Origin of the sequence: Pseudomonas sp. ADPe (assembly GCF_014843515.1) — a bacterium.
GTDB classification, from domain to species: Bacteria; Pseudomonadota; Gammaproteobacteria; order Pseudomonadales; family Pseudomonadaceae; genus Pseudomonas; species Pseudomonas citronellolis.
This window is the reverse complement of sequence record NZ_CP062122.1, coordinates 5,152,689-5,174,574: the sequence shown is the minus strand read 5'-3', so window position 1 is coordinate 5,174,574 and position 21,886 is coordinate 5,152,689. Positions and strand designations below refer to the sequence as shown.

The 21,886-nt window shown below is 68.0% G+C and carries 22 protein-coding genes; 9 read left to right on the top strand and 13 right to left on the bottom strand.

From position 1 onward, the window contains the following. Positions 1 to 120: 120 nt before the first annotated feature. Positions 121 to 1,218: a polyamine ABC transporter substrate-binding protein gene (locus IG194_RS23590; RefSeq protein ID WP_058488901.1), complete on the top strand. Its 1,098-nt coding sequence runs from the start codon at positions 121 to 123 to the stop codon at positions 1,216 to 1,218. 134 nt (positions 1,219 to 1,352) lie between these two features. After that, complete coding sequence (gene aceK / locus IG194_RS23585) at positions 1,353 to 3,077, top strand: bifunctional isocitrate dehydrogenase kinase/phosphatase (protein ID WP_412535692.1); 1,725 nt, start codon at positions 1,353 to 1,355, stop codon at positions 3,075 to 3,077. Positions 3,078 to 3,282: 205 nt separating this feature from the next. Here the strand turns inward: aceK and IG194_RS23580 are convergent, their stop codons facing one another. Then, complete coding sequence (locus tag IG194_RS23580; protein ID WP_009623582.1) at positions 3,283 to 4,236, bottom strand: GlxA family transcriptional regulator; 954 nt, start codon at positions 4,234 to 4,236, stop codon at positions 3,283 to 3,285. Positions 4,237 to 4,357: 121 nt separating this feature from the next. Here IG194_RS23580 and IG194_RS23575 point away from each other — a divergent pair, with 121 nt between their 5' ends. Continuing rightward, positions 4,358 to 4,987, top strand: a complete 630-nt coding sequence (locus IG194_RS23575) for a cysteine hydrolase family protein (protein WP_009623584.1) — start codon at positions 4,358 to 4,360, stop codon at positions 4,985 to 4,987. A 133-nt stretch (positions 4,988 to 5,120) separates the two neighbouring features. Here the strand turns inward: IG194_RS23575 and IG194_RS23570 are convergent, their stop codons facing one another. The 3 genes from IG194_RS23570 to IG194_RS23560 all read right to left on the bottom strand — a co-directional run bounded on the left by IG194_RS23570 (position 5,121) and on the right by IG194_RS23560 (position 7,080). Continuing rightward, a complete protein-coding gene (locus IG194_RS23570) occupies positions 5,121 to 5,645 on the bottom strand; it encodes a DUF2937 family protein (RefSeq protein ID WP_058488899.1) in 525 nt (174 codons plus the stop codon). Positions 5,646 to 5,658: 13 nt separating this feature from the next. Continuing rightward, a complete protein-coding gene (locus IG194_RS23565) occupies positions 5,659 to 6,432 on the bottom strand; it encodes a class II glutamine amidotransferase (RefSeq protein WP_009623588.1) in 774 nt (257 codons plus the stop codon). A gap of 171 nt (positions 6,433 to 6,603) precedes the next feature. After that, positions 6,604 to 7,080: a hypothetical protein gene (locus IG194_RS23560; RefSeq protein ID WP_058488898.1), complete on the bottom strand. Its 477-nt coding sequence runs from the start codon at positions 7,078 to 7,080 to the stop codon at positions 6,604 to 6,606. Positions 7,081 to 7,178: 98 nt separating this feature from the next. Here IG194_RS23560 and IG194_RS23555 point away from each other — a divergent pair, with 98 nt between their 5' ends. After that, a complete protein-coding gene (locus IG194_RS23555; RefSeq protein ID WP_058488897.1) occupies positions 7,179 to 9,239 on the top strand; it encodes a S9 family peptidase in 2,061 nt (686 codons plus the stop codon). A gap of 456 nt (positions 9,240 to 9,695) precedes the next feature. Here IG194_RS23555 and IG194_RS23550 read toward each other — a convergent pair whose 3' ends face one another. Then, on the bottom strand, positions 9,696 to 10,145 hold the full coding sequence (locus IG194_RS23550) for a YcgN family cysteine cluster protein (protein WP_058072849.1): 450 nt from the start codon (positions 10,143 to 10,145) through the stop codon (positions 9,696 to 9,698). Positions 10,146 to 10,357: 212 nt separating this feature from the next. On the opposite strand from IG194_RS23550, the gene IG194_RS23545 reads away from it, so the two are divergent. Further along, positions 10,358 to 10,951, top strand: coding sequence for a nitroreductase family protein (locus IG194_RS23545; RefSeq protein WP_058488896.1), 594 nt, complete (start codon positions 10,358 to 10,360; stop codon positions 10,949 to 10,951). Positions 10,952 to 10,983: 32 nt separating this feature from the next. Here IG194_RS23545 and IG194_RS23540 read toward each other — a convergent pair whose 3' ends face one another. From IG194_RS23540 to rnd, 3 genes are all read right to left on the bottom strand, one after another. Continuing rightward, positions 10,984 to 11,916 (bottom strand): D-2-hydroxyacid dehydrogenase, encoded by a 933-nt coding sequence (locus IG194_RS23540; RefSeq protein ID WP_058488895.1) that lies wholly within the window; start codon positions 11,914 to 11,916, stop codon positions 10,984 to 10,986. Between the two features lie 371 nt (positions 11,917 to 12,287). Then, positions 12,288 to 12,581: a YcgL domain-containing protein gene (locus IG194_RS23535; RefSeq protein WP_058488894.1), complete on the bottom strand. Its 294-nt coding sequence runs from the start codon at positions 12,579 to 12,581 to the stop codon at positions 12,288 to 12,290. After that, on the bottom strand, positions 12,578 to 13,717 hold the full coding sequence (gene rnd, locus IG194_RS23530; RefSeq protein ID WP_058488893.1) for a ribonuclease D: 1,140 nt from the start codon (positions 13,715 to 13,717) through the stop codon (positions 12,578 to 12,580). Before rnd ends, IG194_RS23535 begins: the two co-directional genes overlap by 4 nt. Positions 13,718 to 13,851: 134 nt before the next feature. Between rnd and IG194_RS23525 the strand changes: the two genes are divergently transcribed. After that, a complete protein-coding gene (locus IG194_RS23525) occupies positions 13,852 to 14,910 on the top strand; it encodes an SMP-30/gluconolactonase/LRE family protein (RefSeq protein ID WP_058489744.1) in 1,059 nt (352 codons plus the stop codon). A gap of 6 nt (positions 14,911 to 14,916) precedes the next feature. Here the strand turns inward: IG194_RS23525 and IG194_RS23520 are convergent, their stop codons facing one another. Then, complete coding sequence (locus IG194_RS23520; protein ID WP_043312774.1) at positions 14,917 to 15,714, bottom strand: lysophospholipid acyltransferase family protein; 798 nt, start codon at positions 15,712 to 15,714, stop codon at positions 14,917 to 14,919. A gap of 106 nt (positions 15,715 to 15,820) precedes the next feature. Between IG194_RS23520 and IG194_RS23515 the strand changes: the two genes are divergently transcribed. From IG194_RS23515 to IG194_RS23505, 3 genes are all read left to right on the top strand, one after another. Next, positions 15,821 to 16,675 (top strand): sulfurtransferase, encoded by an 855-nt coding sequence (locus IG194_RS23515; protein WP_043270950.1) that lies wholly within the window; start codon positions 15,821 to 15,823, stop codon positions 16,673 to 16,675. Between the two features lie 250 nt (positions 16,676 to 16,925). Next, positions 16,926 to 17,405, top strand: coding sequence for a hypothetical protein (locus IG194_RS23510; protein WP_009623606.1), 480 nt, complete (start codon positions 16,926 to 16,928; stop codon positions 17,403 to 17,405). A gap of 175 nt (positions 17,406 to 17,580) precedes the next feature. Next, positions 17,581 to 18,858: an outer membrane protein transport protein gene (locus tag IG194_RS23505; RefSeq protein ID WP_058488892.1), complete on the top strand. Its 1,278-nt coding sequence runs from the start codon at positions 17,581 to 17,583 to the stop codon at positions 18,856 to 18,858. A 501-nt stretch (positions 18,859 to 19,359) separates the two neighbouring features. Here IG194_RS23505 and IG194_RS23500 read toward each other — a convergent pair. The 4 genes from IG194_RS23500 to IG194_RS23490 form a co-directional block, all read right to left on the bottom strand. Beyond that, on the bottom strand, positions 19,360 to 19,914 hold the full coding sequence (locus IG194_RS23500) for a glutathione peroxidase (RefSeq protein WP_009623611.1): 555 nt from the start codon (positions 19,912 to 19,914) through the stop codon (positions 19,360 to 19,362). 58 nt (positions 19,915 to 19,972) lie between these two features. Then, entirely contained in the window at positions 19,973 to 20,095 is a 123-nt protein-coding gene (locus IG194_RS33085) for a hypothetical protein (protein ID WP_263866500.1), read from the bottom strand. Beyond that, positions 20,092 to 21,288, bottom strand: a complete 1,197-nt coding sequence (locus IG194_RS23495) for an MFS transporter (protein ID WP_141679843.1) — start codon at positions 21,286 to 21,288, stop codon at positions 20,092 to 20,094. Before IG194_RS23495 ends, IG194_RS33085 begins: the two co-directional genes overlap by 4 nt. Before the next feature lie 75 nt (positions 21,289 to 21,363). After that, a complete protein-coding gene (locus IG194_RS23490; protein WP_058488891.1) occupies positions 21,364 to 21,780 on the bottom strand; it encodes a MarR family winged helix-turn-helix transcriptional regulator in 417 nt (138 codons plus the stop codon). Positions 21,781 to 21,886: the final 106 nt, after the last annotated feature.

Here is a 21,886-nt window from a genome sequence, read left to right as displayed (position 1 = left end):
CTGTCTGCGGACCCGCGGGCAACCGCGCCCCCTCCAAATCCTCCGGCAATCCGGTTATTCCTTGAGCAGCCGCGGCCCCACCCCGGCCGCGCCACTACCGTTTGCCGTCAGGAAACAACAATGAAAACGACCGCACCGCTGTCCAGTGCCCTAGCGCTTTCCCTCACCCTGGGCGTCGCCGCCGGCGCCCAGGCCGAGTCCCTGAAGATCTACAACTGGTCCGACTACATCGCCCCCGACACCGTCGCCACCTTCGGCAAGGAAACCGGCATCCAGACCACCTACGACGTCTACGACAGCAACGAGACGCTGGACGGCAAGCTGATGACCGGCAAGTCCGGCTACGACATCGTGGTGCCCTCCAACCACTTCATGGCCAAGCAGATCCAGGCCGGCGCCCTGAAGAAGCTGGACAAGAGCCAACTGCCCAACTGGAAGAACCTCAACCCGGTGCTGATGAAGGCCCTGGAGGTCAACGACCCGGGCAACCAGTACGGCTTCCCCTACCTGTGGGGCACCACCGGCATCGGCTACAACCCGGCCAAGGTCAAGGAAGTGCTGGGCGCAGACGCACCGCTGGACTCCTGGGACCTGTTCTTCAAGCCCGAATACATGCAGAAGCTGGCCAAGTGCGGCGTCGCCGTGCTGGACAACGGCCCCGAGCTGCTGCCCATCGCCCTGAACTACCTGGGCCTGCCGCACCACAGCCAGAACCCCGAGGACTACAAGAAGGCCGAGGAAGCGCTGATGAAGGTTCGCCCCTACATCGCCTACTTCCACTCCTCGAAGTACGTCAGCGACCTGGCCAACGGCAACATCTGCGTGGCCGTCGGCTTCTCCGGCGACATCCTGCAGGCCGCCACCCGCGCCAAGGAAGCCAGGAACGGCATCGAGATCCACTACTCCACGCCCAGGGAAGGCTCGCCGCTGTGGTTCGACATGATCGCCATGCCGGCCGACGCGCCCGACGAGAAGGCCGCCTACGCCTTCATGAACTACCTGCTGCGCCCGGAGGTGATGGCCGGCATCAGCAACTACGTGCACTACGCCAACGGCAACCTGGCCTCCGAGCCGCTGGTGGACGCGGCGATCAAGGCCGACCCGGCGATCTACCCGCCGCAGGACAAGATGGCCAAGCTGTTCGCCCTGCAATCCATGCCGATGAAGATCGACCGCCTGCGCACGCGCATCTGGACCAACGTCAAGACCGGCAAGTAAGCCTCCGCGCGAGGTACTGAACGAACGGGGGCGGCGACGCCCCCGCTTCCTGACCGGCCGGTCGGCCGTGTCGCTTTCGCCGCCCCCCGAGTCTGGCTAAGCTCGCTGCACATCCCATGAACGAGATGCGCCCCATGAGCCATGCCCAGATCGCGCAGACCATCCTCGACGGCTTCGACGTCTACCGCGAGCGCTTCAAGCAGATCACCGACGGCGCCCAGGCGCGCTTCGAGCAGGCGCAGTGGCAGGAGATCCAGCGGACCTCGGCCGAGCGCATCGACCTCTACGAGGAAAAGGTCGCCGAGACCGTGGCGCGGGTCGGCAGCCGCTTCAGCCCGGCGGAGCTGCTGGACGTGGAGCGCTGGCCACTGATCAAGAGCGCCTACATCGCCCTGATCGACCCGCGCAACGACGACGAGTTGGCGGAAACCTGGTTCAACTCGATCTTCTGCGGCCTGTTCAGCCACGACAACATCAGCGACGGCACCATGTTCGTGCACACCACGCGGCCGTCGCTGCGGCCCCACGCGCGCGACCCGCACACGCGCCTCTACCGGCCCCGGGGCAACCTGCGCCAGGCGCTGCAGCAGATCTTCGCCGACTACCGCTTCCAGGTGCCCTACGAGGATGCCGAAGGCGACCTGGCGCGCCTGGACGCCCTGCTGCACAGCAACCTGCCCGACTGGGTGTGCAAGGACCCGGAGCTGGCCCTGGAGCTGATCGGCTCGGTGTTCTACCGCAACAAGGGCGCCTACCTGGTGGGCCGCCTGTTCACCCCCGACGAGCAGTGGCCGCTGGTGTTCCCGCTGATCCACCGCGAGGGCCGCGGCATCCGCTTCGACACCGTGATCACCGACGAGGCGGAGGTGTCGATCATCTTCTCCTTCACCCGCTCCTACTTCATGGTCGACGTGCCGGTGCCGGCGGAGCTGGTGGCCTTCCTCAAGCGCCTGCTGCCGGGCAAGCACATCGCCGAGCTGTACACCTCCATCGGCTTCTACAAGCAGGGCAAGAGCGAGTTCTACCGCGCGCTGATCAACCACCTGGCGAGCACCGACGACCGCTTCATCATGGCCCCCGGCGTGCGCGGCATGGTGATGAGCGTGTTTACCCTGCCCGGCTTCAACACCGTGTTCAAGATCATCAAGGACAACTTCAACCCGGCCAAGACCGTGGACCATGCCACCGTGGTGCAGAAGTACCAACTGGTGAAGAACCACGACCGTGTCGGCCGCCTGGCCGACACCCAGCAGTTCGCCGACTTCCGCTTCCCGGTGGCCAAGTTCGAGCCCGAGTGCCTGGCCGAACTGCTGCAGGTGGCGCCTTCCACGGTGGTGATGGAAGGCGACGTGGTGCTGATCCGCCACTGCTGGACCGAGCGCCGCATGACCCCGCTGAACCTCTACCTGGAGCACGCCACCGAGGCCCAGGTGCACGAGGCGCTGTACGACTACGGCCTGGCCATCAAGCAGTTGGCGGCGGCGAACATCTTCCCCGGCGACATGCTGCTGAAGAACTTCGGCGTCACCCGCCACGGCCGCGTGGTGTTCTACGACTACGACGAGATCAGCTACCTCACCGAGGTGAACTTCCGCCACATCCCGCCGCCGCGCTACGAGGAGGACGAGATGTCTTCCGAGCCCTGGTATTCGGTGGGGCCGATGGATGTGTTTCCCGAGGAGTTTCCGCGCTTCCTGTTCGTCGACCTGAAGCTGCGTCGGTTGTTCGCCAAGCTGCATGGCGATCTCTACGACGCGGATTACTGGAAGGGGCTGCAGACGCAGATACGGGCGGGCAAGGTGATAGACGTGTTCCCCTATCGGCGTAATGAGTTGCCGGAGAAGGCTTTGGCGGAGTAAGAGCCTTCCCTGGAAATCCGTAGGGCACATAACGCCGCCGAATCGCGGACAGAGTCCGCTTGCGCCGAGGTGCTCTTCGTAGGATGGGTTGAGCTTGCGATACCCATGCTGCCGTGGTGATGGGTATCGCTTCGCTCAACGCCATCCTACGAAAACCCGTGCTTCCCTGTAACCGTAGATTTCCCGGCCGCGCCGGGGCCCCCGCTCACCCCCGAAACGCCTGCCGATAGGCACTCGGCGACACCCCCAGCGCCGCGCTGAAATGCTGCCGCAACGAAGCCACCGAGCCGAACCCCGCCAGCGCCGCCACCTCCGGAATAGGCTGTTCGGTGGACTCCAGCAGCCGCTGCGCCAGGGCCAGGCGTTCGCCGCGCAGCCAGTCGCCCAGGGTGCTGCCGGTGAGCTGGCGGAAGTGCCGGCTGAAGCTGCGCCGGCTCATCAGCGCGCGTTCGGCCAGGCTGTCCAGGTCGTGGGGCTGGTCTAAGCGTTCGCGTACCCAGTCGAGCAGGCCGGAAAGGCGGTTGTCCCGCGCCGTGGCCGGCAGCGGCTGTTCGATGAACTGGGCCTGGCCGCCCTGGCGGTGCGGCGCCACCACCAGGCGGCGGGCCTGCTGGTTGCTCAGGCCGGCGCCGCAGCGCTGGCGCAGCAGGTGCAGGCAGCAGTCGATGCCGGCCACGGTGCCGGCGGAGGTGAGGATCGGGCCATCGTCGACGTAGAGCACGTCCGGCTCCACCCGCACCTGGGGATAACGCTGGGTGAAATAGTCCGCCCACAGCCAGTGGGTGGTGGCGCGGCGCCCGTCGAGCAGGCCGGCCTCGGCCAGGACGAAGGCGCCCAGGCACAGGCCCACCAGTTGCGCGCCGCGCGCATGCGCAGCCACCAGGGCGTCGAGCAGGGCCTGCGGCGGGCGTTCCGCCGGCTCGCGCCAGCTCGGCACTATCAGGGTATCGGCGGTTTCCAGCGCCTCCAGGCCGTGGCGCGTATCGATGGCGAAGCCGGCCGTGGTGTTCAGCGGCCCCGGCTCGGCGGCGCAGACCTGCAGTTCGAAGCGCGTGCGCGTCCCGCCCGGGTCGCCCTCGCCGAACACCAGGCAGGGCACCGAGAGGTGGAAGGGGCTGATCTGGTCGAAGGCCACCACGGCCACGCGATGGGTTTCCATGGGCATCATCCGGGCAAGGCTTTGGCCCGATTCTAGCGAAAGCTGTCTTGCGGGCCACTCACGCCGACCGCCGGCCCCTGCGCAGAATGGCCCCATCCCCACTCCAGCGGAGACACCCAGCATGAGCAACGCCCCGAAACGCGCCCTGATCGTCATCGACGTGCAGAACGAATACTTCAGCGGCAACCTGCGCATCGAATACCCGCCGGTCGGCGACTCGCTGCCGAACATCCTGCGCGCCATGGACGCCGCCCACGCCGCCGGCATCCCGGTGGTGGTGGTGCGCCACCAGGCCCCGGCCGGCGCGCCCATCTTCGCCCCCGGCAGCCACGGCGTGGAACTGCACCCGCAGGTGGCCGAGCGCCCCCGCGACCTGCTGCTGGACAAGAGCAAGGCCAGCGCCCTCAGCGACACCGGGCTGGGCGACTGGCTGCGCGAACGCGGCGTCGACACCCTGACGATCGTTGGCTACATGACGCACAACTGCGACGACTCCACCGCCCGCCAGGCCGCCCACGAAGGCTGGCAGGTGGAATTCCTCGACGACGCCAGCGGCTCGCTGCCCTACGCCAATAGCGCGGGCGCGGCCACTGCCGAGGAAATCCACCGGGTGTTCAGCGTGGTGCTGCATTCGTCGTTCGCCGCGGTGGCCAGCACCGCCGACTGGCTGGCGGCGGTGGCAAGCGGCAAGGCCCTGGAGCGCGACAACATCTACGCCTCCAACCAGCGGGCCATCAACGCCCGCGGTTAGGAAAATGGCGGATAACGCCGTGGCGTTATCCGCCCTACGCGAGGACCATCATGGACGTAGGGCGAATAACCGTTCGCGGTTATCCGCCGCCTGACCGCCCTCCCCGTCCCGCACGGCGTCCAACCGGCCCTCATCAGCTCCAATGCCGCCGCGCGACGTTGCGGTTGTCCCCCAGCCCCGCCAGCGCCCCGACCGAAACGATCAGCAGCTCGACGATCCAGGCCAGCAGCAAACCGCCGCCCAGGGCCCAACCGATCGCCTCCGGCGCCAGCACCACCTGGTAGCTGTAGCCGTCGAGGGTCTCCTGCAGCAGCTCGCGGTTCGGCGCGCTCAGCAGGTGCCAGGCGCGGGCGTACCAGGGGCCCTGCAGGGCCTGCCATTCCCTGTCGAACAGCTTGGCCCGGCGCAGCAGGCGCTCGACGTTGTCGCCGTCGCGCTGGAACACCGGGTCCGGGCTGCCGCGGTAGTGCGCCACCAGGGCGTCGAGGTCGCCCTGGAAGTACTGCCCGGCGGTGTTGCGATAGCCCTCCAGGGCCTGCAGGGCCTCCTGGCGGTGGGCATCGACGCGGATCGAATAGTCCTTGATGAAACCCGGCACCTGCACCCCGACCAGCAGGCCGAGGGCGAAAAGCACCAGGCGGATGTAGCTGCGCAACATGGGAGTCCCCCTCTCAGACGCGGCCCTGGTCGAGAATCTCGCCGCGCCACCAGAGCATCCACTCGCCGCTCTGCTGCACCGACCAGTGCTCGTTGTCGGTCAGCGGTTCGGTGGCGATCACCGTGACCACGTCGTTGGGCGTGGTCTCGGACTGGAAGTCCACGGTCAGGTCGGCATCCTTCAGCCGCGCCGGGCCGAAGGGCGCGCGACGGGTAATGTACGCCAGCTTGCTGGAACAGAAGGTGAACAGCCAATCACCGTCGCTCAGCAGGCAGTTGAACACGCCCTTCTGCCGGTACTCGGCGCAGGCGCAGACCAGCGTCGGCAGCAGCACCTCCACCGGCACCGGCTCGGGGAAGGCCCGGCGCACGCGGTTGAGCAGGTCGCAGAAGGCCGCCTCGCTATCGGTGTCGCCCACCGGCCGGTACAGCCCCGGCGGCGGCGCGAAGTCGGCCAGCTGGCCGTTGTGCGCGAAGGTCCAGTAGCGCCCGCCCAGCTCGCGCACGAAGGGGTGGGTGTTGGACAGGCAGACCTTGCCGACGTTGGCCTGGCGGATGTGGCCGATCACCGTCTCGCTCTTGATCGGGTAGCGCTGCACCAGGCGCGCCACCTCCGACTCGACGCTGGCGCTCGGGTCCTGGAACAGACGCACGCCGCGCCCCTCGTAGAAGGCGATGCCCCAGCCGTCGCGGTGCGGGCCGGTGCCGCCGCCGCGCTGCATCAGGCCGGTGAAGCTGAAGACGATGTCGGTGGGGACGTTGGCGCTCATGCCGAGCAGTTCGCACATGGTCAGCGCTCCTGTGGCAGGCGGTCGCCCGGCACGGACTGGAAGGTGGAAAGGGAAATCAGGCGCCGGCCTGGCGCGAAGGTCTGGGGCAGCATCGGGCTCGTTCCGCTACGGCTATGCCGCCATGCTGAACGCCGGATGGGCGCCGCGCAAGGGCGGCGCCGGGCTCGCTCAGAGGCGCGGCTCGATGCGCATGCCGCGGTTGCCGTTGCGCTCGTCGGCGCGGCTGTCGTCCACGTCGGGCATCAGCTGCGGCTGCATGAGCTGGCGCATGGTCGGCTCGTTCTCCGCCTCGGCGCGCTGGCGGCGGTTGCGCGCGGCACGCTCGATGGGCCAGCGCACGGCGACGAAGATCAGGTACACGACGAAGGCCGCCAGCAGCACCAGGGCCAGGTCGGACACGGCGCGCCAGGCGTTGTTGCCCACCTTGAACAGCACGTCCAGGGCGGTGATGGCGATGGCCGGGGCGTATTCGTTGTTGGCCGGGTCAACCGGCGTCGGGGTGAACAACAGCACGGGCACGATCACCCGCAGCGGTTCGCGCAGCCAGCGCCACATCCAGCCGGTCATCAGGAACCAGACGACCAGGAGTCCGAAAGCGGCGAACAGGTAGACGCCCCAGGCGAGTTGATAATCGTGTTCGTTCATGCGCGTGCGTGCGATGGCGGCGGAAGGGGGCTTATGATAGCCGCTTTTCCCCACGGGTGCGCAGCCGGGTGTCACCCCTGCCCCGCCAAGGAGCCGCCATGACCGACCGCCAGCCCCCCGTCGCCCGCCGCGAAGCCGCCGCCGATCCCTACGCCTGGCTGCAGCAGCGCGACAGCGCCGAAGTGCTCGACTACCTCAAAGCGGAGAACGCCTACCTCGAAAGCGAACTGGCCGGCCAGGCCGAACTGCGCGAGCAGCTGTTCCAGGAGATCAAGGGCCGCATCCGCGAGACCGACCTGTCGCTGCCTTCGCCCTGGGGCCCGTGGCTGTACTACCAGCGCACCACCGCCGGCGACGAATACCCGCGCCACTACCGCTGCCCGCGCCCGGCCGACGACTCGCTGAGCGTGGACGAAAGCGCCGAGCAACTGCTGCTGGACCCCAACGAGCTGGCCGCCGGCGGCTTCCTCTCCCTCGGCGCCTTCAGCATCAGCCCCGACCACTCGCGCCTGGCCTACAGCCTGGACACCAGCGGCGACGAGATCTACCGCCTGTACGTCAAGGACCTGGCCAGCGGCGCCGTGGAGGAACTGCCCTTCGACGACTGCGACGGCAGCATGACCTGGGCCAACGACAGCCGCACCCTGTTCTTCGGCGAGCTGGACGACACCCACCGCCCGCACAAGCTGTACCGCCACACCCTGGACGAACCCGGCGCCGAGCAGGTGTTCGAGGAGCGCGACGGGCGCTTCTTCCTGCACTGCTACCGCGCCAGCTCCGAGCGCCAGCTGGTGCTGCTGCTGGGCAGCAAGACCACCAGCGAGGCCTGGGTGCTGGATGCCGAACAGCCGCGCGGCGAATTCCGCTGCGTCGCCCCGCGCCAAGAAGAGCACGAGTACCACGTCGACCACGGCCTGCTGGACGGCGAGTGGACCTGGTTCATCCGCAGCAACCAGGGCGGCATCAACTTCGCCCTCTACAGCGCCAGCGAAGCGGCGCCCGGCCGCGAGCACTGGCGCGAGCTGATCGCCCACCGCGACAGCGTGATGCTCGAAGACCTCACCCTCAACCAGGACGCCTTCACCCTCAGCCTGCGCGAGGGCGGCCTGCCGATCGTCGAGGTCCACGCCGCCGGCCAGGCGCCGCGCCGCGTGGAGCTGCCGGACGCGGCCTACAACCTGTACGTGCAGGACAGCCTGGAATTCCACAGCCCGGTCATCCGCCTGCGCTACGAGGCGCTCAACCGCCCGGCGCAGATCCGCCAGCTGGGCCTGCTCGACGGCGCCCAAAAGGTGCTCAAGGAAACCCCGGTGGAAGGCCCCTTCGACGCCGACGCCTACGAAAGCCGCCGGCTCTGGGCCAGCAGCGTCGACGGCGTGCAGGTGCCGATCAGCCTGGTGGCGCGCCGCGAGGTGCTGCAGGGCATCGCCGCCGGCCGCCCGGCGCCGCTGTACCTGTACGGCTACGGCGCCTACGGGGCGAGCCTTGATCCCTGGTTCTCCCACGCCCGCCTGAGCCTGCTGGAGCGCGGCTTCGTCTTCGCCATCGCCCACGTGCGCGGCGGCGGCGAGCTGGGCGAGGCCTGGTACCGCGCCGGCAAGCTGGCCAACAAGCAGAACAGCTTCAGCGACTTCATCGCCTGCGCCGAGCACCTTTGCGCCGAGGGCTACAGCACGCCGCAGCGGACCGTGATCAGCGGCGGCAGCGCCGGCGGCCTGCTGATGGGCGCGGTGCTCAACCAGCGCCCGCAGCAGTTCGCCGCGTGCATCGCCGAGGTGCCCTTCGTCGACGTGCTCAACACCATGCTCGACCCGGACCTGCCGCTGACCGTCACCGAGTACGACGAGTGGGGCAACCCGCAGGAGCACGAGGTCTACGAGCGCATCCGCGCCTACGCGCCCTACGAGAACGTCTGCGCCCAGGACTACCCGGCGCTGCTGGTGGTGGCCGGCTACAACGACAGCCGCGTGCAGTACTGGGAAGCGGCCAAGTGGGTGGCCAAGCTGCGCGCCAGCAAGACCGACGACAACCTGCTGCTGCTCAAGACCGACCTGGGCGCCGGCCACGGCGGCATGAGCGGGCGCTACCAGGGGCTGAAGGACGTGGCCCTGGAATACGCCTTCGTGCTCAAGGTGCTGGGCCTGCTGGAGGCGGCCTGATGCCAGGTGGCATAGAGCCTGTCTGGCGCTGAGCCGGGGTGGGAGAAGAGCCGGTTCGGTGTGTTGCTGTTCGCGTGGTTTCTATATTCAAGAGCACCCTCACCCCAGCCCTCTCCCGCAAGCGGGAGAGGGGGCTGTTCGTGCCACCGGGGCGTCCGGCGTGGCCGGTAAACCCCATCGCGGACAAGGTCCGCTCCTACACCCGTGCTTCCCTGGAACCGTAAGCGGACCTTGTTCGCGATGGAGCCGCGTCCCGCGTTCGCGGGGAATGACGGGGTTGGGAGGATGACGCCTGACCGACACACCGCTCAGGACAGCCCCCTCTCCCTTCAGGGCGGGGCGCGCAGCCGAGGGTTGGGGAGAGGGAGCGGAGTAACCCCGAAACACCAATGCAGCCGGGAAATGCCATTCGCGAGCAAGCTCTCTCCCACGAAAACCAATTCCCGCCCAGCAACCTCACCCCGCCCGGAAGATCAGATGCTCTTCCCAGTCATCCTCAGCCACCACAGTCTCGCTGAGCATCCGCCCCGACTGCGAAATCCGCTCCTGATGCACCGCATCGGGATCACCGCAGACCAGGTGGTGCCACAGCGGCAGGTCCTTGCCCTCGGCCACCAGGCGGTAGCCGCAGGTCGGCGGCAGCCAGCGGAACTCGTCGGCCTGGGCCGGGGTGAGCTGGATGCAGTCGGGCACGCTGGCGCGGCGGTTGGCGTAGTCGGTGCAGCGGCAGGTCTTCAGGTCCAGCAGCTTGCAGGCGATGCGCGTGTAGTAGACGGTGCCGTCGTCCTCGTCCTCGAGCTTCTGCAGGCAGCACAGGCCGCAGCCGTCGCACAGCGACTCCCACTCCTGCTGGTCGAGCTGTTCGAGGGTCTTGCGTTTCCAGAAGGGTTCGACTTTGGCGGCCATCGTTTTTCTAGGTAGGGCTTTTCACGGGGGCGCCAAGTCTATGCCCAGGCGCCGCGCCGGCCAAGCGCAGGTGACCGCCGGAGCGCTTGCCAGGGGCCGCGCGGCTGGGTAGCTTTCCCCCACCATCAGGCCCGAGCGGGCCGCCGCCTCACCCACGATCCGCGATGCCCAGCCGTCCACGGCACCATCCCCCTTTGCCAGCAGGAGCCGCCATGAGCGCCAATCCCCGCGTTGCCGACTATCCCATCGACACGCAGTTCATCAATCGCTGGTCGCCCCGCGCCTTCAGTGGCGAGAGCATCCCCGAGGAAACCCTGCTGGGCTTCCTCGAAGCCGCGCGCTGGGCGCCCTCCTCGTTCAACTCGCAGCCCTGGCGCTTCCTCTACGCGCGCCGCGACACGCCGAACTGGCAGCGCTACCTGGACCTGCTGGGCGAGTTCAACCGCGGCTGGGCGCAGAACGCCGCGGCGCTGGTGATAGTGCTGTCCAAGACCACCTTCGCCCCGCCCGGCTCCAGCGAAGAGAAACCGGCGCTCTGGCACACCTTCGACACCGGCGCGGCCTGGGGCTTCCTGGCCCTGCAGGCGAGCCTGGCCGGCTGGCACAGCCACGGCATGGCCGGCTTCGACCGCGAGGCCACCCGCGTCGAACTGAAGGTGCCGGACGACCACGAGATCCACGCCGCCATCGCCATCGGCAGGCTCGGCGACAAGTCGATCCTCTCGGAAAGCCTGCAGGCGCGCGAAATCCCCAGCCCGCGCCGGCCGCTGGAGCAACTGGCCGCCGAGGGCGATTTCAGCCTGTGAGGGACAGGGCGCCCCGCGCGGGGCGCCCGCTTTCAATAGCCGCGGGTGAAGTCCACCTCGCCGCGCATGGGCTGCCCGGCCCAGAAGCGCGACAGGTTCTCGCGGAACAGCTCCACCATCGGCCCCGGCAACGTCGGCGCGGCGGTGTGGCCGGTGAGCAGCAGGCGCGGCGCGTTCCAGAACGGGTGCTGCGGCGGCAGCGGCTCCTGGCGGCAGACATCGATGACGGCGCCTGCCAGGCGATTGTTTTCCAGGGCGCTGATCAGGTCGGCATCGACCACCGCGACACCGCGCCCGGCGTTGATGAACAGCGTCGAGGGCTTCATCCGCTGGAACAGCGCCAGGTCGAAGATGTCCTGGGTGTCCGGGGTGTCGGGCAGCAGGTTGACCACGTAGTCGGCGGTTTCCACCAGACGCGGCAACTCGTCCAGCGCGCCCACCCGCTGGAACGGCTGCAGCGGCCGCGGCGTGCGCGCCACGCCGGTCAGCTCGACGCCGAAGGCCGCCAGCATGTGCGCCACGGCCAGGCCGATTTCGCCGGTGCCCACCAGCAGCACGTGGCGGCCACGCAGGCTGCCGGGGGCGCGGTCGTCCCACTGGCTGCCGACCTGGCTGGCCAGGCGGCCGAGGAACTGGCGTTCGTGGGCCAGCATGTAGGTCAGCAGGTATTCGCTCATCACCTGGCCGAAGATGCCCACCGCGCGGGTCAGGGCATAGTCCTTGGGCAGGTCGTCGGCCAGCAGCGGGGTGATGCCGGCCCAGGTGGACTGCACCCAGACGGGGTGCACGCCCTTGCGCAGCAGCTGCGCCACCAGGTCGGGCTCGCCCAGCCATACCGGGCATTCGGCGGCGGCCTCGACGAGGTTGTCGGGTTTGTCGCCGGATACCACGCTGAGACCGGGCTCGGCAGCCATGGTCAGCGCAGCGTAGAGGGTGTGTTCGCGATCGAGGATGAGCAGGCGCATGGTCTAGATCGCACCGGGGTGGCAAGGCGTAGGCACGTTGATTGGCATTGTCGTTATCGTCCCTGCATGCAGCGGCGATTTTGTGCGAGTTGAACGAAGGGCCTGTAGACCGGCAGGAAGCCCAGGCGTTCCGCCTGCTCAGGCAATTTCTGACGCAATAATGCTCTTGAGCCTACAACTTGCACAGCAATTTCGTACCAATTCGCGATGGCGACGACTTTTCGACGCCTGAGAGCCTGTCTACGGTCTCGCGAGCTAGAGCAGAACAAGGCGAAAACAGGCGAGGGAGCGCAGTTTAGGCCGCTAAATGAGCATCACTCGCCTGTTTTCAACGCAGTTATGCCGACGCGCAGCAGAGCGTAGACAGGTTCTCAAAGTGGGTCGTTCATGCGCAGCAACTCTTCGGGCAGGTGCTCGATGTATTCCTCCTCCACTGGAGGCATCTGCAGGTGGAAGCCCTGCTTCTCGATGTTCTCCAGTACCTTGTGGATATCTTCGCGGGCCAGCTTGCGCTCGGGGCTGAGCACCAGGTCGAAGGCGTGCTGCGGCGCGCCGAACGCCGCCAGCAGCGCCTCGGGCACACGGCTCAGGACCTCGCGCTTGTCGACGTACAGGTACATCTCGTTCTTGCGCGGGCTCTTGTAGATGGAGCAGATGCGTTTCATGGTTTCTCCGGGGTGGCCAGGCAGTCCAGCAGGGCCTGGCCCATCAGTTCACGGCGCCAGCCCTGCAGGGAATCGGGCAGGCGGTAGGGGCCATCGGGGTAGCCGGTCTTGAGCAGCGCCTCGAGAATCTTCTTGCGCAGCATCAGCTCCGGGGCCATGCCCTGGCGCTCGGCCTCGCGCTGGCCGACCTCGCGCAGTTGCTTGAGCAGCGGCGCCACCTCGCGCGGCAGCGGCTCGGGCAGCGGCTCGGGCCATTGCTCGGCGGGCAGCGCGGCGGCATGGGCGAGCAGCGCCAGCAGGGTGTCGCCGTCCTGGCGCACGGTGCGCGGGTGCATCTCGTCGATGCGCGACAGCGCCAGCTTGTCCTTCGGCTGCAGGCGCGCCAGCGGCCACAGCGTCTGCTCGCGCAGGATGCGGTTGCGCGGCTGGTTGCGCAGGCGCGCCTGTTCCTCGCGCCAGGCGCAGAGTTCACGCAGCACGGCGAGTTGCTGCGGGGCCAGCTTCCAGGCCAGCTTGACGTCGCGCCAGGCCTGGCGCGGGTCGCTGACGCGGGTCTGGTTGGCGACCAGGTCGGCGCCGTCGGCCAGCAGCCAGGCCAGCTTGTGCTCGGGCAGGCGCGGCGCCAGCTTCACGTAGACCTCGGCCAGGTGCTGCACGTCCTCGGCGGCGTAGCGCACCTGCATGTCGGTCAGCGGGCGCTGCAGCCAGTCCGAGCGCGTCTCGTCCTTGGGCAGGTCCAGGCCGAGGATCTCCAGCACCAGCTTGGAATAGCCCATGGAATGCGCCATGCCCAGGTAGGCGGCGGCCAGTTGGGTGTCGAACAGCGGCTGCGGCAGACTGCCGGTCAGGCGCTGGAAGACTTCCAGGTCCTCGCCGCAGGCATGGAACACCTTGACCACCGAGGACGCCTCCAGCACCTCGGCGAAGGGCGACCAGTCGCGGATCAGCAGCGGGTCGATCAGCCACGCCCGCTCGCCGTCGCCGACCTGCACCAGGCCGGCTTCGGGGTAAAAGGTATCGACGCGCATGAACTCGGTATCGAGTGCCAGGTACGGCCTTTGTTTCCAGTCCCGGCATTGCTGCGCCAGGCTGGCATCGTCGCGGATCCACCGGATATCGAGGGCGCTCACGAACATCTCCTTGCTTCACGTGGAGCGCAGTATATCGGGCTGGATGATGTCCGAGCATTCCGCTTTTGCCTACAAGGCTGTACAGACGCGAACGAAGGCTTATCTTTCCTGCCCCAGGACCCATGACAAGAGCCTTCATGATGAAGAAATTCGCAAGCCTGCTGGTATTGCTGATCGCCGCCGCCGCGGTCTACCTCGCCATCACCCCCAGCCCCATCGACCCCGTGGCCTGGAACCCGCCGCCGGCGCCATCGATGACCGGCGTGCTGGAACCCAACGACACCCTGATGAAGGCCGAGCTGCTCGGCCTGGGCCAGGTGAAGGGCCCGGAAGACACCGCGGTGGATGCCCAGGGCCGCGTCTACGCCGGCCTGGACGACGGCCGCGTGGTGCGCCTGGACAACGGCCAGGTCAGCACCTTCGCCGAGACCGGCGGCCGCCCGCTGGGCATGGACTTCGACGCCCAGGGCAACCTGATCGTCGCCGACGCCTGGAAGGGCCTGCTGAAGATCGACGCGCAGGGCAAGATCACGGTGCTCAGCACTGAGGCCGACGGCCTGCCCTTCGCCTTCGCCGACGACCTGGACATCGCCAGCGACGGGCGCATCTACTTCAGCGACGCCTCCAGCCGCTTCCACCAGCCCGACTACATCCTCGACTACCTGGAGACCCGCCCCCACGGCCGCCTGCTGCGCTACGACCCGGCGACCGGCAAGACCGAGACGCTGCTCAAGGACCTGTACTTCGCCAACGGCGTGACGCTGTCGGCCAACGAGGACTTCGTGCTGGTCAACGAGACCTACCGCTACCGCATCGCCCGCTACTGGCTGAAAGGCCCGAAGGCCGGGCAGCAGGACATCTTCATCGACAACCTGCCGGGGCTGCCGGACAACCTCCAGGGCGACCGCAAGGGCACCTTCTGGGTGGCCCTGCCGACGCCGCGCAAGGCCGACGCCGACTTCATCCTCGGCCAACCCTGGCTCAAGCGCCAGCTGACCAAGCTGCCGCGCGCGCTGCTGCCCAAGCCGGTGCCCTATGGCCTGGTCATCGCCGTGGACGAGAACGGCCAGATCGTGCGCAGCCTGCACGACACCAGCGGCCAGCACCTGCGCATGATCACCTCGGCCAAGCCGGTGGGCGACTACCTCTACTTCGGCAGCCTGGAAAACGACCGCATCGGCCGCCTGAAGATTCGCTGAAGCACCTCAGCCCAGCGCCAGCGGCTCCTCGCGGGCCGCTTCGGCGCATTTCGCGGCGCCCGGCTCCAGCAGTTCCTGCATGCGCCCGCGCACCTCGCCCATCAGGGCATCCAGGCCCTGCCCGTGGAAGGCCGCGGCGTCCACCGGGCGACCCACCAGCAGGTCCACCGGCTGGCCCAGGTTGAGGTCGAAGGTGCGCGCCGGCAGCACCCGGTGGATGCCGCGGATGGCCACCGGGATGATCACCGCGTCGGTGTCCAGGGCCAGGCGGAAGCAGCCCTTCTTGAACGGCAGCAGGCGCCCGTCGTCCGAGCGGGTGCCTTCCGGCGCCGCCCACAGCACTATGCCGCTCTCCATCATCTGCCGCGCGCGCTGCAGGTCGGCGCGGGCGCGCTGGCTGTTGTGCCGGTCGATGGAGGGGAACTCGGCGGCGCGCATGGCCCGGCCGAGCACCGGGATGCGGTACAGCTCACTCTTGGCCAGCATGCGGATCGAGCCGGGCAGCGCGGCGAAGCTGGCCGGGATGTCGTAGTGGCTGGAATGGTTGCAGAGGATCATGTAGCGCCGCCCGTCGCCGAAGTCCGGCATGGCCCCGTGCACGCTCAGGCGCATACGCACCAGGCGCAGCAGCAGGCCCGACCATTGGCGGGTGTAGCGGTCCACGCGCTCGCGGCGCAGGCGGCCGATGGCGGCCAGGGACAGCACCAGCAGGCTGTAGTAGAGGGTGATCAGGCCGGTCGCCAGGGCGATGGCGCAGACGCGCGCCCGCGAGGCCGCCTGGGTCGCCGGTTGCAGACTGAACATGGGCGAAAACTCCATCGGATCGAAGAAAGCCGCCGCGAACCGGCGTTTTCCATTGCACAAGCCTTATGATGCGCGAGGAAACCGTCACGACACAGGAACCCGCACGATGTCACTCGCCCGCCTGCTCAGCCCGCAACAACTGGCAGCCCGCCTGGACGAACCCGGCCTGCTGATCCTCGACTGCCGCTTCGCCCTGGACGACCCGGGCTACGGCGCCCGCGTGTTCGCCGAGAACCACATTCCCGGCGCCCAGTACGCCGACCTCGAACGCGATCTCTCGGCCCCGGTGGTCAAGGGCGTGACCGGCCGCCACCCGCTGCCCGACGCCGACGCGCTGATCCAGCGCCTGCGCGCCTGGGGCCTGGACAACAGCGACGAGGTGGTGCTCTACGACGACGGTCCCGGCGCCTTCGCCGCCCGCGCCTGGTGGCTGCTGCTGTGGCTGGGCAAGCGCGACGGCGTATACCTGCTCGACGGCGGCATGAACGCCTGGCGCGCCGCCGGCCTGCCGCTGACTACCGCCGAGCCGGCGGTGCCGACGGGCGCCTTCCACGGCGAGCCGGACAACGGCCTGCTGATCGACGCCGGCGAACTCTCGGCGTTGCTGGCCGACCCGCAGCTGCCGCTGATCGACGCCCGCGCCGAGCCGCGCTTCCGCGGCGAGGTGGAGCCCATCGACCCGGTCGCCGGGCACATCCCCGGCGCGCAGTGCGCGGCCTTCACCGACAACCTCGGCAGCGACGGCCGCTTCCTGCCGCCGGCGCAGTTGCACCAGCGCTTCGCCCACCTGCTGCGCGGCCGCCCGGCCCAGGAGCTGGTGGCCTACTGCGGTTCCGGCGTCACCGCCTGCCACAACCTGTTCGCCCTGAGCCTGGCCGGCTATCCCCTGGGCCGTCTCTACGCCGGCTCCTGGAGCGAGTGGATCACCGACCCGCGGCACCCGGTGGCCACCGGCGCCTGACGCGCCGCCCCAGGCCGCATCTGGCGCGGCCTGGGGCTCCTTTCCCGACGCGGTAACCCATTCCCGGTTAATCACATCGAGGAATATGCCTGCGCTGCAGAAAGTCAAAACAATTTAAAAACAGTCCTTTACAGCAGGTTTATCGCACTACACTTCAAATCGAGCGGCTAAGTCCGCTTACGGCGGGGCCCAGGAGAACATCAGAAGCTGCCAAGACGCCCAGCCCCGCCGTTCATTGAGGGACAAGACCATGGGAATCGCCGCCTGCGACCTGCGACAGCACGTCATCCGGCCCACCCTGCTGTACCTGGAACGTCACAGCGGGGCGGCCGAGGCGCTGTTGCTGGGAGCGGCGGCCTGTCAATCGGCGCTTGGCAGCAGCCTGGACAGCGGCCGCGGACACGGCCTTTTCCGCATCGACGAACACCGCCACCAACAGCTCTGGGATCGCTACCTGGCCCTGGACCCGAACCTCGCCAGCCGCGTGCGCGGCCTGGCCAGCCAGCACGCCTTCCTCGACGCTCCGCACCTGGAACTGACCGTGAACCTGCGCTACAGCACCGCCATCGCCTGGATGCTGGTGGAATCCCAACGCCTGCCACTGCCCGAAGCCTGCGATCACCTCGGCCAGGCCAGGGTCTGGCGACGGGTCTTCCAACCCCACGGCCACCTGCGTGATTTCCTCGACGCCTGGCAGGCGTACATCGGCGATTCGCTCCTCGCAGCCTGACCACGATCAATGACCGATCAGTCAACTTTCGTTTACATACATTAACGAAGGGAAAACCTCGCACAAGGACGGTACTTTACGCGCAGATGCCCGATATAGAGCCCCCAGAGGTACTACCAAAGGCCTGGGAATCTTGGTAGCTTGCGCGCCGTTGACCACAGGAGTTGCTCTTACAATGAAAACAACATGGCTCAAAACCACTCTCGCACTGACGATTAGCGCTGCCTCTGCCCAGGCCCTGGCCAACGGCATCGCCATCAACGAACAGAGCGCCAGCGGCGCCGGCACCGCCTACGCGGGCCGTGCCTCCTCCGCGCTCGACGCCAGCACCATCTACGGCAACCCGGCCGGCCTGTCCAAGCTCAAGCGCACCGAAGTCAGCGGCGGCCTGGCCATCGTCGATGCCAAGGACGACATCAGCGGCGCCTCCGGCCCGGGCTCCAACAAGGGCGATTCCGTGCCCCTGGCCGCCGTGCCGTTCGGCTACTTCTCCACGCCGATCAACGAAGACTTCACCGTAGGCCTGGGCATCTACGTGCCCTACGGCATCATCAACGACTACGAGAACGGCTTCCAGGGCAGCTACCACGGCTCCTACAGCAAGGTCCAGGTGATCACCGTCCAGCCGACCATCGCCTACAAGATCAACGACAAGGTCTCCGTCGGCTTCGGCCCGACCTTCAACCGCATCGACGGCCAGCTGAAGAACGACCTGGCGACCAATGCGCTCAACGGCGGCAATGGCGACACCCACATCGACATCAAGGGCGACGACACCGCGCTGGGCTACAACCTGGGCGTGATGGTCGACCTGACCGACGACACCACCTGGGGCCTGACCTACCACTCCAAGGTCGACTACCACCTGGGCGGCCACACCAAGGTCAAGAACGCCCCTGGCGCCCTGGGCCTGAACGGCAGCTACGACGCCAAGCTGGACATCACCCTGCCGGAGTCCGTGGATACCTCCCTCACCCACAAGTTCAACGACAAGTGGACCGGCTACATCGGCGCCGTGTGGACCCGCTGGAGCCGCCTGGAAGCCATCGAAGTGCGCAACAGCGGCGTACCGGCCCTGGGCCAGGCACTGGGCTTCGGCACCATCGGCGAAGACCTGAAGTGGCACGACACCTGGTCCGGCTCGATCGGCGCGTCCTACCAGCTGAACCCGGAATGGGTGCTGCGCGCGGGCTATGCCTACGATCCGTCGCCGACCGACAACGACTACCGCAACGTGCGCATCCCGGTGGGCGACCGCCAGATCGTCACCTTCGGTGCCGGCTGGTCGCCGAACCCGGACCTGACCGTCGACTTCGCCTACGCCTACCTGTGGGAAGACACCGCCAGCGTCAACGTCAAGGACGGCACCGGCATCGGTCTGCAACCGGCCTACAGCGCCAAGTACGACAACAGCGCCAACGGTCTGACCGCGCAAGTGACCTATCGCTTCTGATAGGCGCGAGCGCACGGGGAAGAGCCGGGCAGATGCCCTGATGCCATTCCCTTAAAAAAATGCCGTTTCTCTTCATGGGGGAAACGGCATTTTTTCATTTGGGATGGCGAGCGCGGGACATGGTTCCATCGCGGACAAAGTCCGCTACGACGCCAGGAAAGCACGGGCGCAGGAGCAACTGTCTTACGCCGAGGTGCTCTTCGTAGGATGGGTTGAGCTTGCGATACCCATGCTGCCGTGGTGATGGGTATCGCTTCGCTCAACACCATCCTACGAAAAGCCGTGCTTCCTGGAACCGTAGGACTCCGTCCACGATTGGACTCACCGGCCACGCCGGACACCCCGGCGGCACGGCCAACGGCGGATAACCGCGAACGGTTATCCGCCCTACGAACTTGCCGGCTGACGCTGCATTATCCGCCCACCCCGAACGGCCCCCTCTCCCTCCGGGAGAGGGCTGGGGTGAGGGAGCGGAGCCACGCTGGACCGGTTCTTCCATCTTCACGGCTGGCTGGCGATGGCCTTCTCGATGGCGGCCTGCAAGGCCGGATCGTCCGGCTTGGTCAGGCTGGGGAACTGCGCCACCACCTTGCCCTGGCGGTCCACCACGTACTTGTAGAAGTTCCAGCGCGGCGCCTGGTCGGCCTGGCGCGCCAGTTCGCGGAACAGCGGGATGGCGTCGTCGCCGCGCACCGGCTGCACCTGGGTCATGTTGAAGGTCACGCCGTAGTTGCCGTAGCAGACCTGGGCGGTCTCGGCGGCGTCGTCGGCCTCCTGCTTGAAGTCGTCCGAGGGCACGCCCAGCACTTCCAGGCCCTGGCCCTTGTAGCGCTGGTAGATCGCCTCCAGGCCCTTGAACTGCGGGGTGAAGCCGCAGTGGCTGGCGGTGTTGACCACCAGCAGCGGCTTGCCGGCGTAGAGCCCGCAGAGGTCGAGGTCGACCTTCGAGCGCAGCTTCTGCAGGTGCCCCTGCTGCGCCAGCAGCGGCGGGCAGTCGGCAGCCTGGGCGGCCAGGGGCAGGCAGCACAGCAGGCCGAGGAACAGGTAGCGGGACATGGCGATTCTCCTTCTTCGATCGAAGGACGCTACTCCCCTGCCCCGCCCGCGGCAATCCTCAGAAGCAATGGCCCAGGCCGGCCTGCAGCAGCGCCAGGCCGCCATGCCGCCAGCCCCACCAGGCCAGGCCCAACAGCGCCGCGACCAGCACGGCCGCGCCCAGGCGCAATAGCGGCCTCACGCTACCTCCGCGGCGCCCAGGCGCGCCACCGGGCGCTCGCGCACCGGCCAGTTGAGCAGGCCGGCGAGCAGCGAGAGGAGAATGGCGATCCGCCAGACCAGGTCGTAGTTGCCGGTATGGTCGTAGACGTAGCCGCCTAGCCAGCCGCCGAGGAAGGCGCCGATCTGGTGGAACAGGAAGGTGATGCCGCCGAGCATCGACAGGTTGCGCACGCCGAACAGGGTGGCCACGGTGCCATTGGTCAGCGGCACCGTGGACAGCCACAGCAGGCCCATGGCGATGCCGAAGGCGTAGGCCGTCCACACCGTCAGCGGCGCCCAGAGGAAGGCCAGGATCACCAGGCCGCGGATCAGGTACAGCGCGGTCAGCAGCTTCGGCTTGCTGAAGCGCCCGCCGAGCCAGCCGGCGATGTAGGTGCCGAACACATTGAACAGCCCCACCAGCGCCAGCACCGTGGTGCCGACGGTGGCCGGCAGGTGGCGGTCCACCAGGTAGGCCGGCAGGTGCACGCCGATGAACACCACCTGGAAGCCGCAGACGAAGAAGCCCAGCGACAGCAGCCAGAAACCGGAATGCCCGCAGGCCTCGCGCAACGCCTCGCCCAGGGATTGCTCATGGGATTGCACCGGCAGCGGCTTGTCGCGCATCAACCCGGCCAGCGGCACGATCAGCGCCACCAGCAGGCCGAGGGCGAGCAGCGCCGCCGACCAGCCGAGCCAACCGATCAGGCCGAGGGTGCCGGGCAGCATGGCGAACTGGCCGAAGGAGCCGGCGGCGGCGGAAATGCCCATGGCCATGCTGCGCCGCTCCAGCGGCACAGCGCGGCCGACGGCGCCGAGGATGACCGAGAAGGAGGTGCCGGACAGGCCGATGCCGATCAGCAGCCCGGCGGACAGCGACAGGCTCGCTGCCGAGTCCGAGTAGCCCATCATGACCAGGCCCAGGGCGTACAGCAGGCCGCCCACCAGCACCGCGCGCGCAGCGCCGAAGCGGTCGGCCAGGGCGCCGGTGAAGGGCTGGGCGATGCCCCAGATGAGGTTCTGCAGGGCGATGGCGAAGGCGAACACCTCGCGGCCCCAGCCGAACTCGGCGCTCATGGGCGCGAGGAACAGGCCGAAGCCGTGGCGGACGCCCAGGGACAGGGCCAGGATCAGGGCGCCGGACAGCAGTATCCAGAAACCCGCACGCGACAGCTTGGACATTGTTCTTCTCGCTCCAACAGGGGTATATACCCGCATTCATCCATACGAACGCCCTTGGCAAGGCATTCAATCGAGGGCTTCCAGCTCCCCCAGCAACGCCATCAGCTGCTCGCGGCGCTCCACCCCGAGGCGTTCGTACATCCGCCGCTGCGCCGCTTCCCAGGGCTGCGTGCCCTGCTCCAGGCGTTCGCGCCCGGCGGCGGTGAGCAGCACCAGGCGGTTGCGCTGGTCGCCGGCGTCGCCCTGCAGCTCCACCAGGCCCTCGGCCTGCAGCGGCCGCAGGTTGCGCCCCAGGGTGCTGCGGTCCAGGCCCATGGCCTCGGCCAGTTCGGAAATGCTCGGGCGCTCCAGGCGCGCCAGGTGGCGCAGCAGGGAAAACTGCGCGACCGTCAGCCCGATGCCCTGCAGGGCATCGTCATAGACGCGGGTGACACCTCGGGCGGCGCGGCGCAACTGGGTGCAGAGGCATTGGGTGGTCAGCATGATACGTGTATATACCCGCGATACCCGTGAAGGTCAATCGCGGTCGATTGTCCGATCTGCCAGGCGCCGGCTGTTGCCGCTGCCAAGGCCAGACCGGGTGCGCGGC

Coding starts and splice junctions, on each gene's coding strand:
- IG194_RS23590 (WP_058488901.1), top strand. CDS start 121: ATGAAAACGACCGCACCGCTGTCCAGTGCCCTAGCGCTTTCCCTCACC.
- aceK (WP_412535692.1), top strand. CDS start 1,353: ATGAGCCATGCCCAGATCGCGCAGACCATCCTCGACGGCTTCGACGTC.
- IG194_RS23580 (WP_009623582.1), bottom strand. CDS start 4,236: ATGGAAACCCATCGCGTGGCCGTGGTGGCCTTCGACCAGATCAGCCCC.
- IG194_RS23575 (WP_009623584.1), top strand. CDS start 4,358: ATGAGCAACGCCCCGAAACGCGCCCTGATCGTCATCGACGTGCAGAAC.
- IG194_RS23570 (WP_058488899.1), bottom strand. CDS start 5,645: ATGTTGCGCAGCTACATCCGCCTGGTGCTTTTCGCCCTCGGCCTGCTG.
- IG194_RS23565 (WP_009623588.1), bottom strand. CDS start 6,432: ATGTGCGAACTGCTCGGCATGAGCGCCAACGTCCCCACCGACATCGTC.
- IG194_RS23560 (WP_058488898.1), bottom strand. CDS start 7,080: ATGAACGAACACGATTATCAACTCGCCTGGGGCGTCTACCTGTTCGCC.
- IG194_RS23555 (WP_058488897.1), top strand. CDS start 7,179: ATGACCGACCGCCAGCCCCCCGTCGCCCGCCGCGAAGCCGCCGCCGAT.
- IG194_RS23550 (WP_058072849.1), bottom strand. CDS start 10,145: ATGGCCGCCAAAGTCGAACCCTTCTGGAAACGCAAGACCCTCGAACAG.
- IG194_RS23545 (WP_058488896.1), top strand. CDS start 10,358: ATGAGCGCCAATCCCCGCGTTGCCGACTATCCCATCGACACGCAGTTC.
- IG194_RS23540 (WP_058488895.1), bottom strand. CDS start 11,916: ATGCGCCTGCTCATCCTCGATCGCGAACACACCCTCTACGCTGCGCTG.
- IG194_RS23535 (WP_058488894.1), bottom strand. CDS start 12,581: ATGAAACGCATCTGCTCCATCTACAAGAGCCCGCGCAAGAACGAGATG.
- rnd (WP_058488893.1), bottom strand. CDS start 13,717: ATGTTCGTGAGCGCCCTCGATATCCGGTGGATCCGCGACGATGCCAGC.
- IG194_RS23525 (WP_058489744.1), top strand. CDS start 13,852: ATGAAGAAATTCGCAAGCCTGCTGGTATTGCTGATCGCCGCCGCCGCG.
- IG194_RS23520 (WP_043312774.1), bottom strand. CDS start 15,714: ATGTTCAGTCTGCAACCGGCGACCCAGGCGGCCTCGCGGGCGCGCGTC.
- IG194_RS23515 (WP_043270950.1), top strand. CDS start 15,821: ATGTCACTCGCCCGCCTGCTCAGCCCGCAACAACTGGCAGCCCGCCTG.
- IG194_RS23510 (WP_009623606.1), top strand. CDS start 16,926: ATGGGAATCGCCGCCTGCGACCTGCGACAGCACGTCATCCGGCCCACC.
- IG194_RS23505 (WP_058488892.1), top strand. CDS start 17,581: ATGAAAACAACATGGCTCAAAACCACTCTCGCACTGACGATTAGCGCT.
- IG194_RS23500 (WP_009623611.1), bottom strand. CDS start 19,914: ATGTCCCGCTACCTGTTCCTCGGCCTGCTGTGCTGCCTGCCCCTGGCC.
- IG194_RS23490 (WP_058488891.1), bottom strand. CDS start 21,780: ATGCTGACCACCCAATGCCTCTGCACCCAGTTGCGCCGCGCCGCCCGA.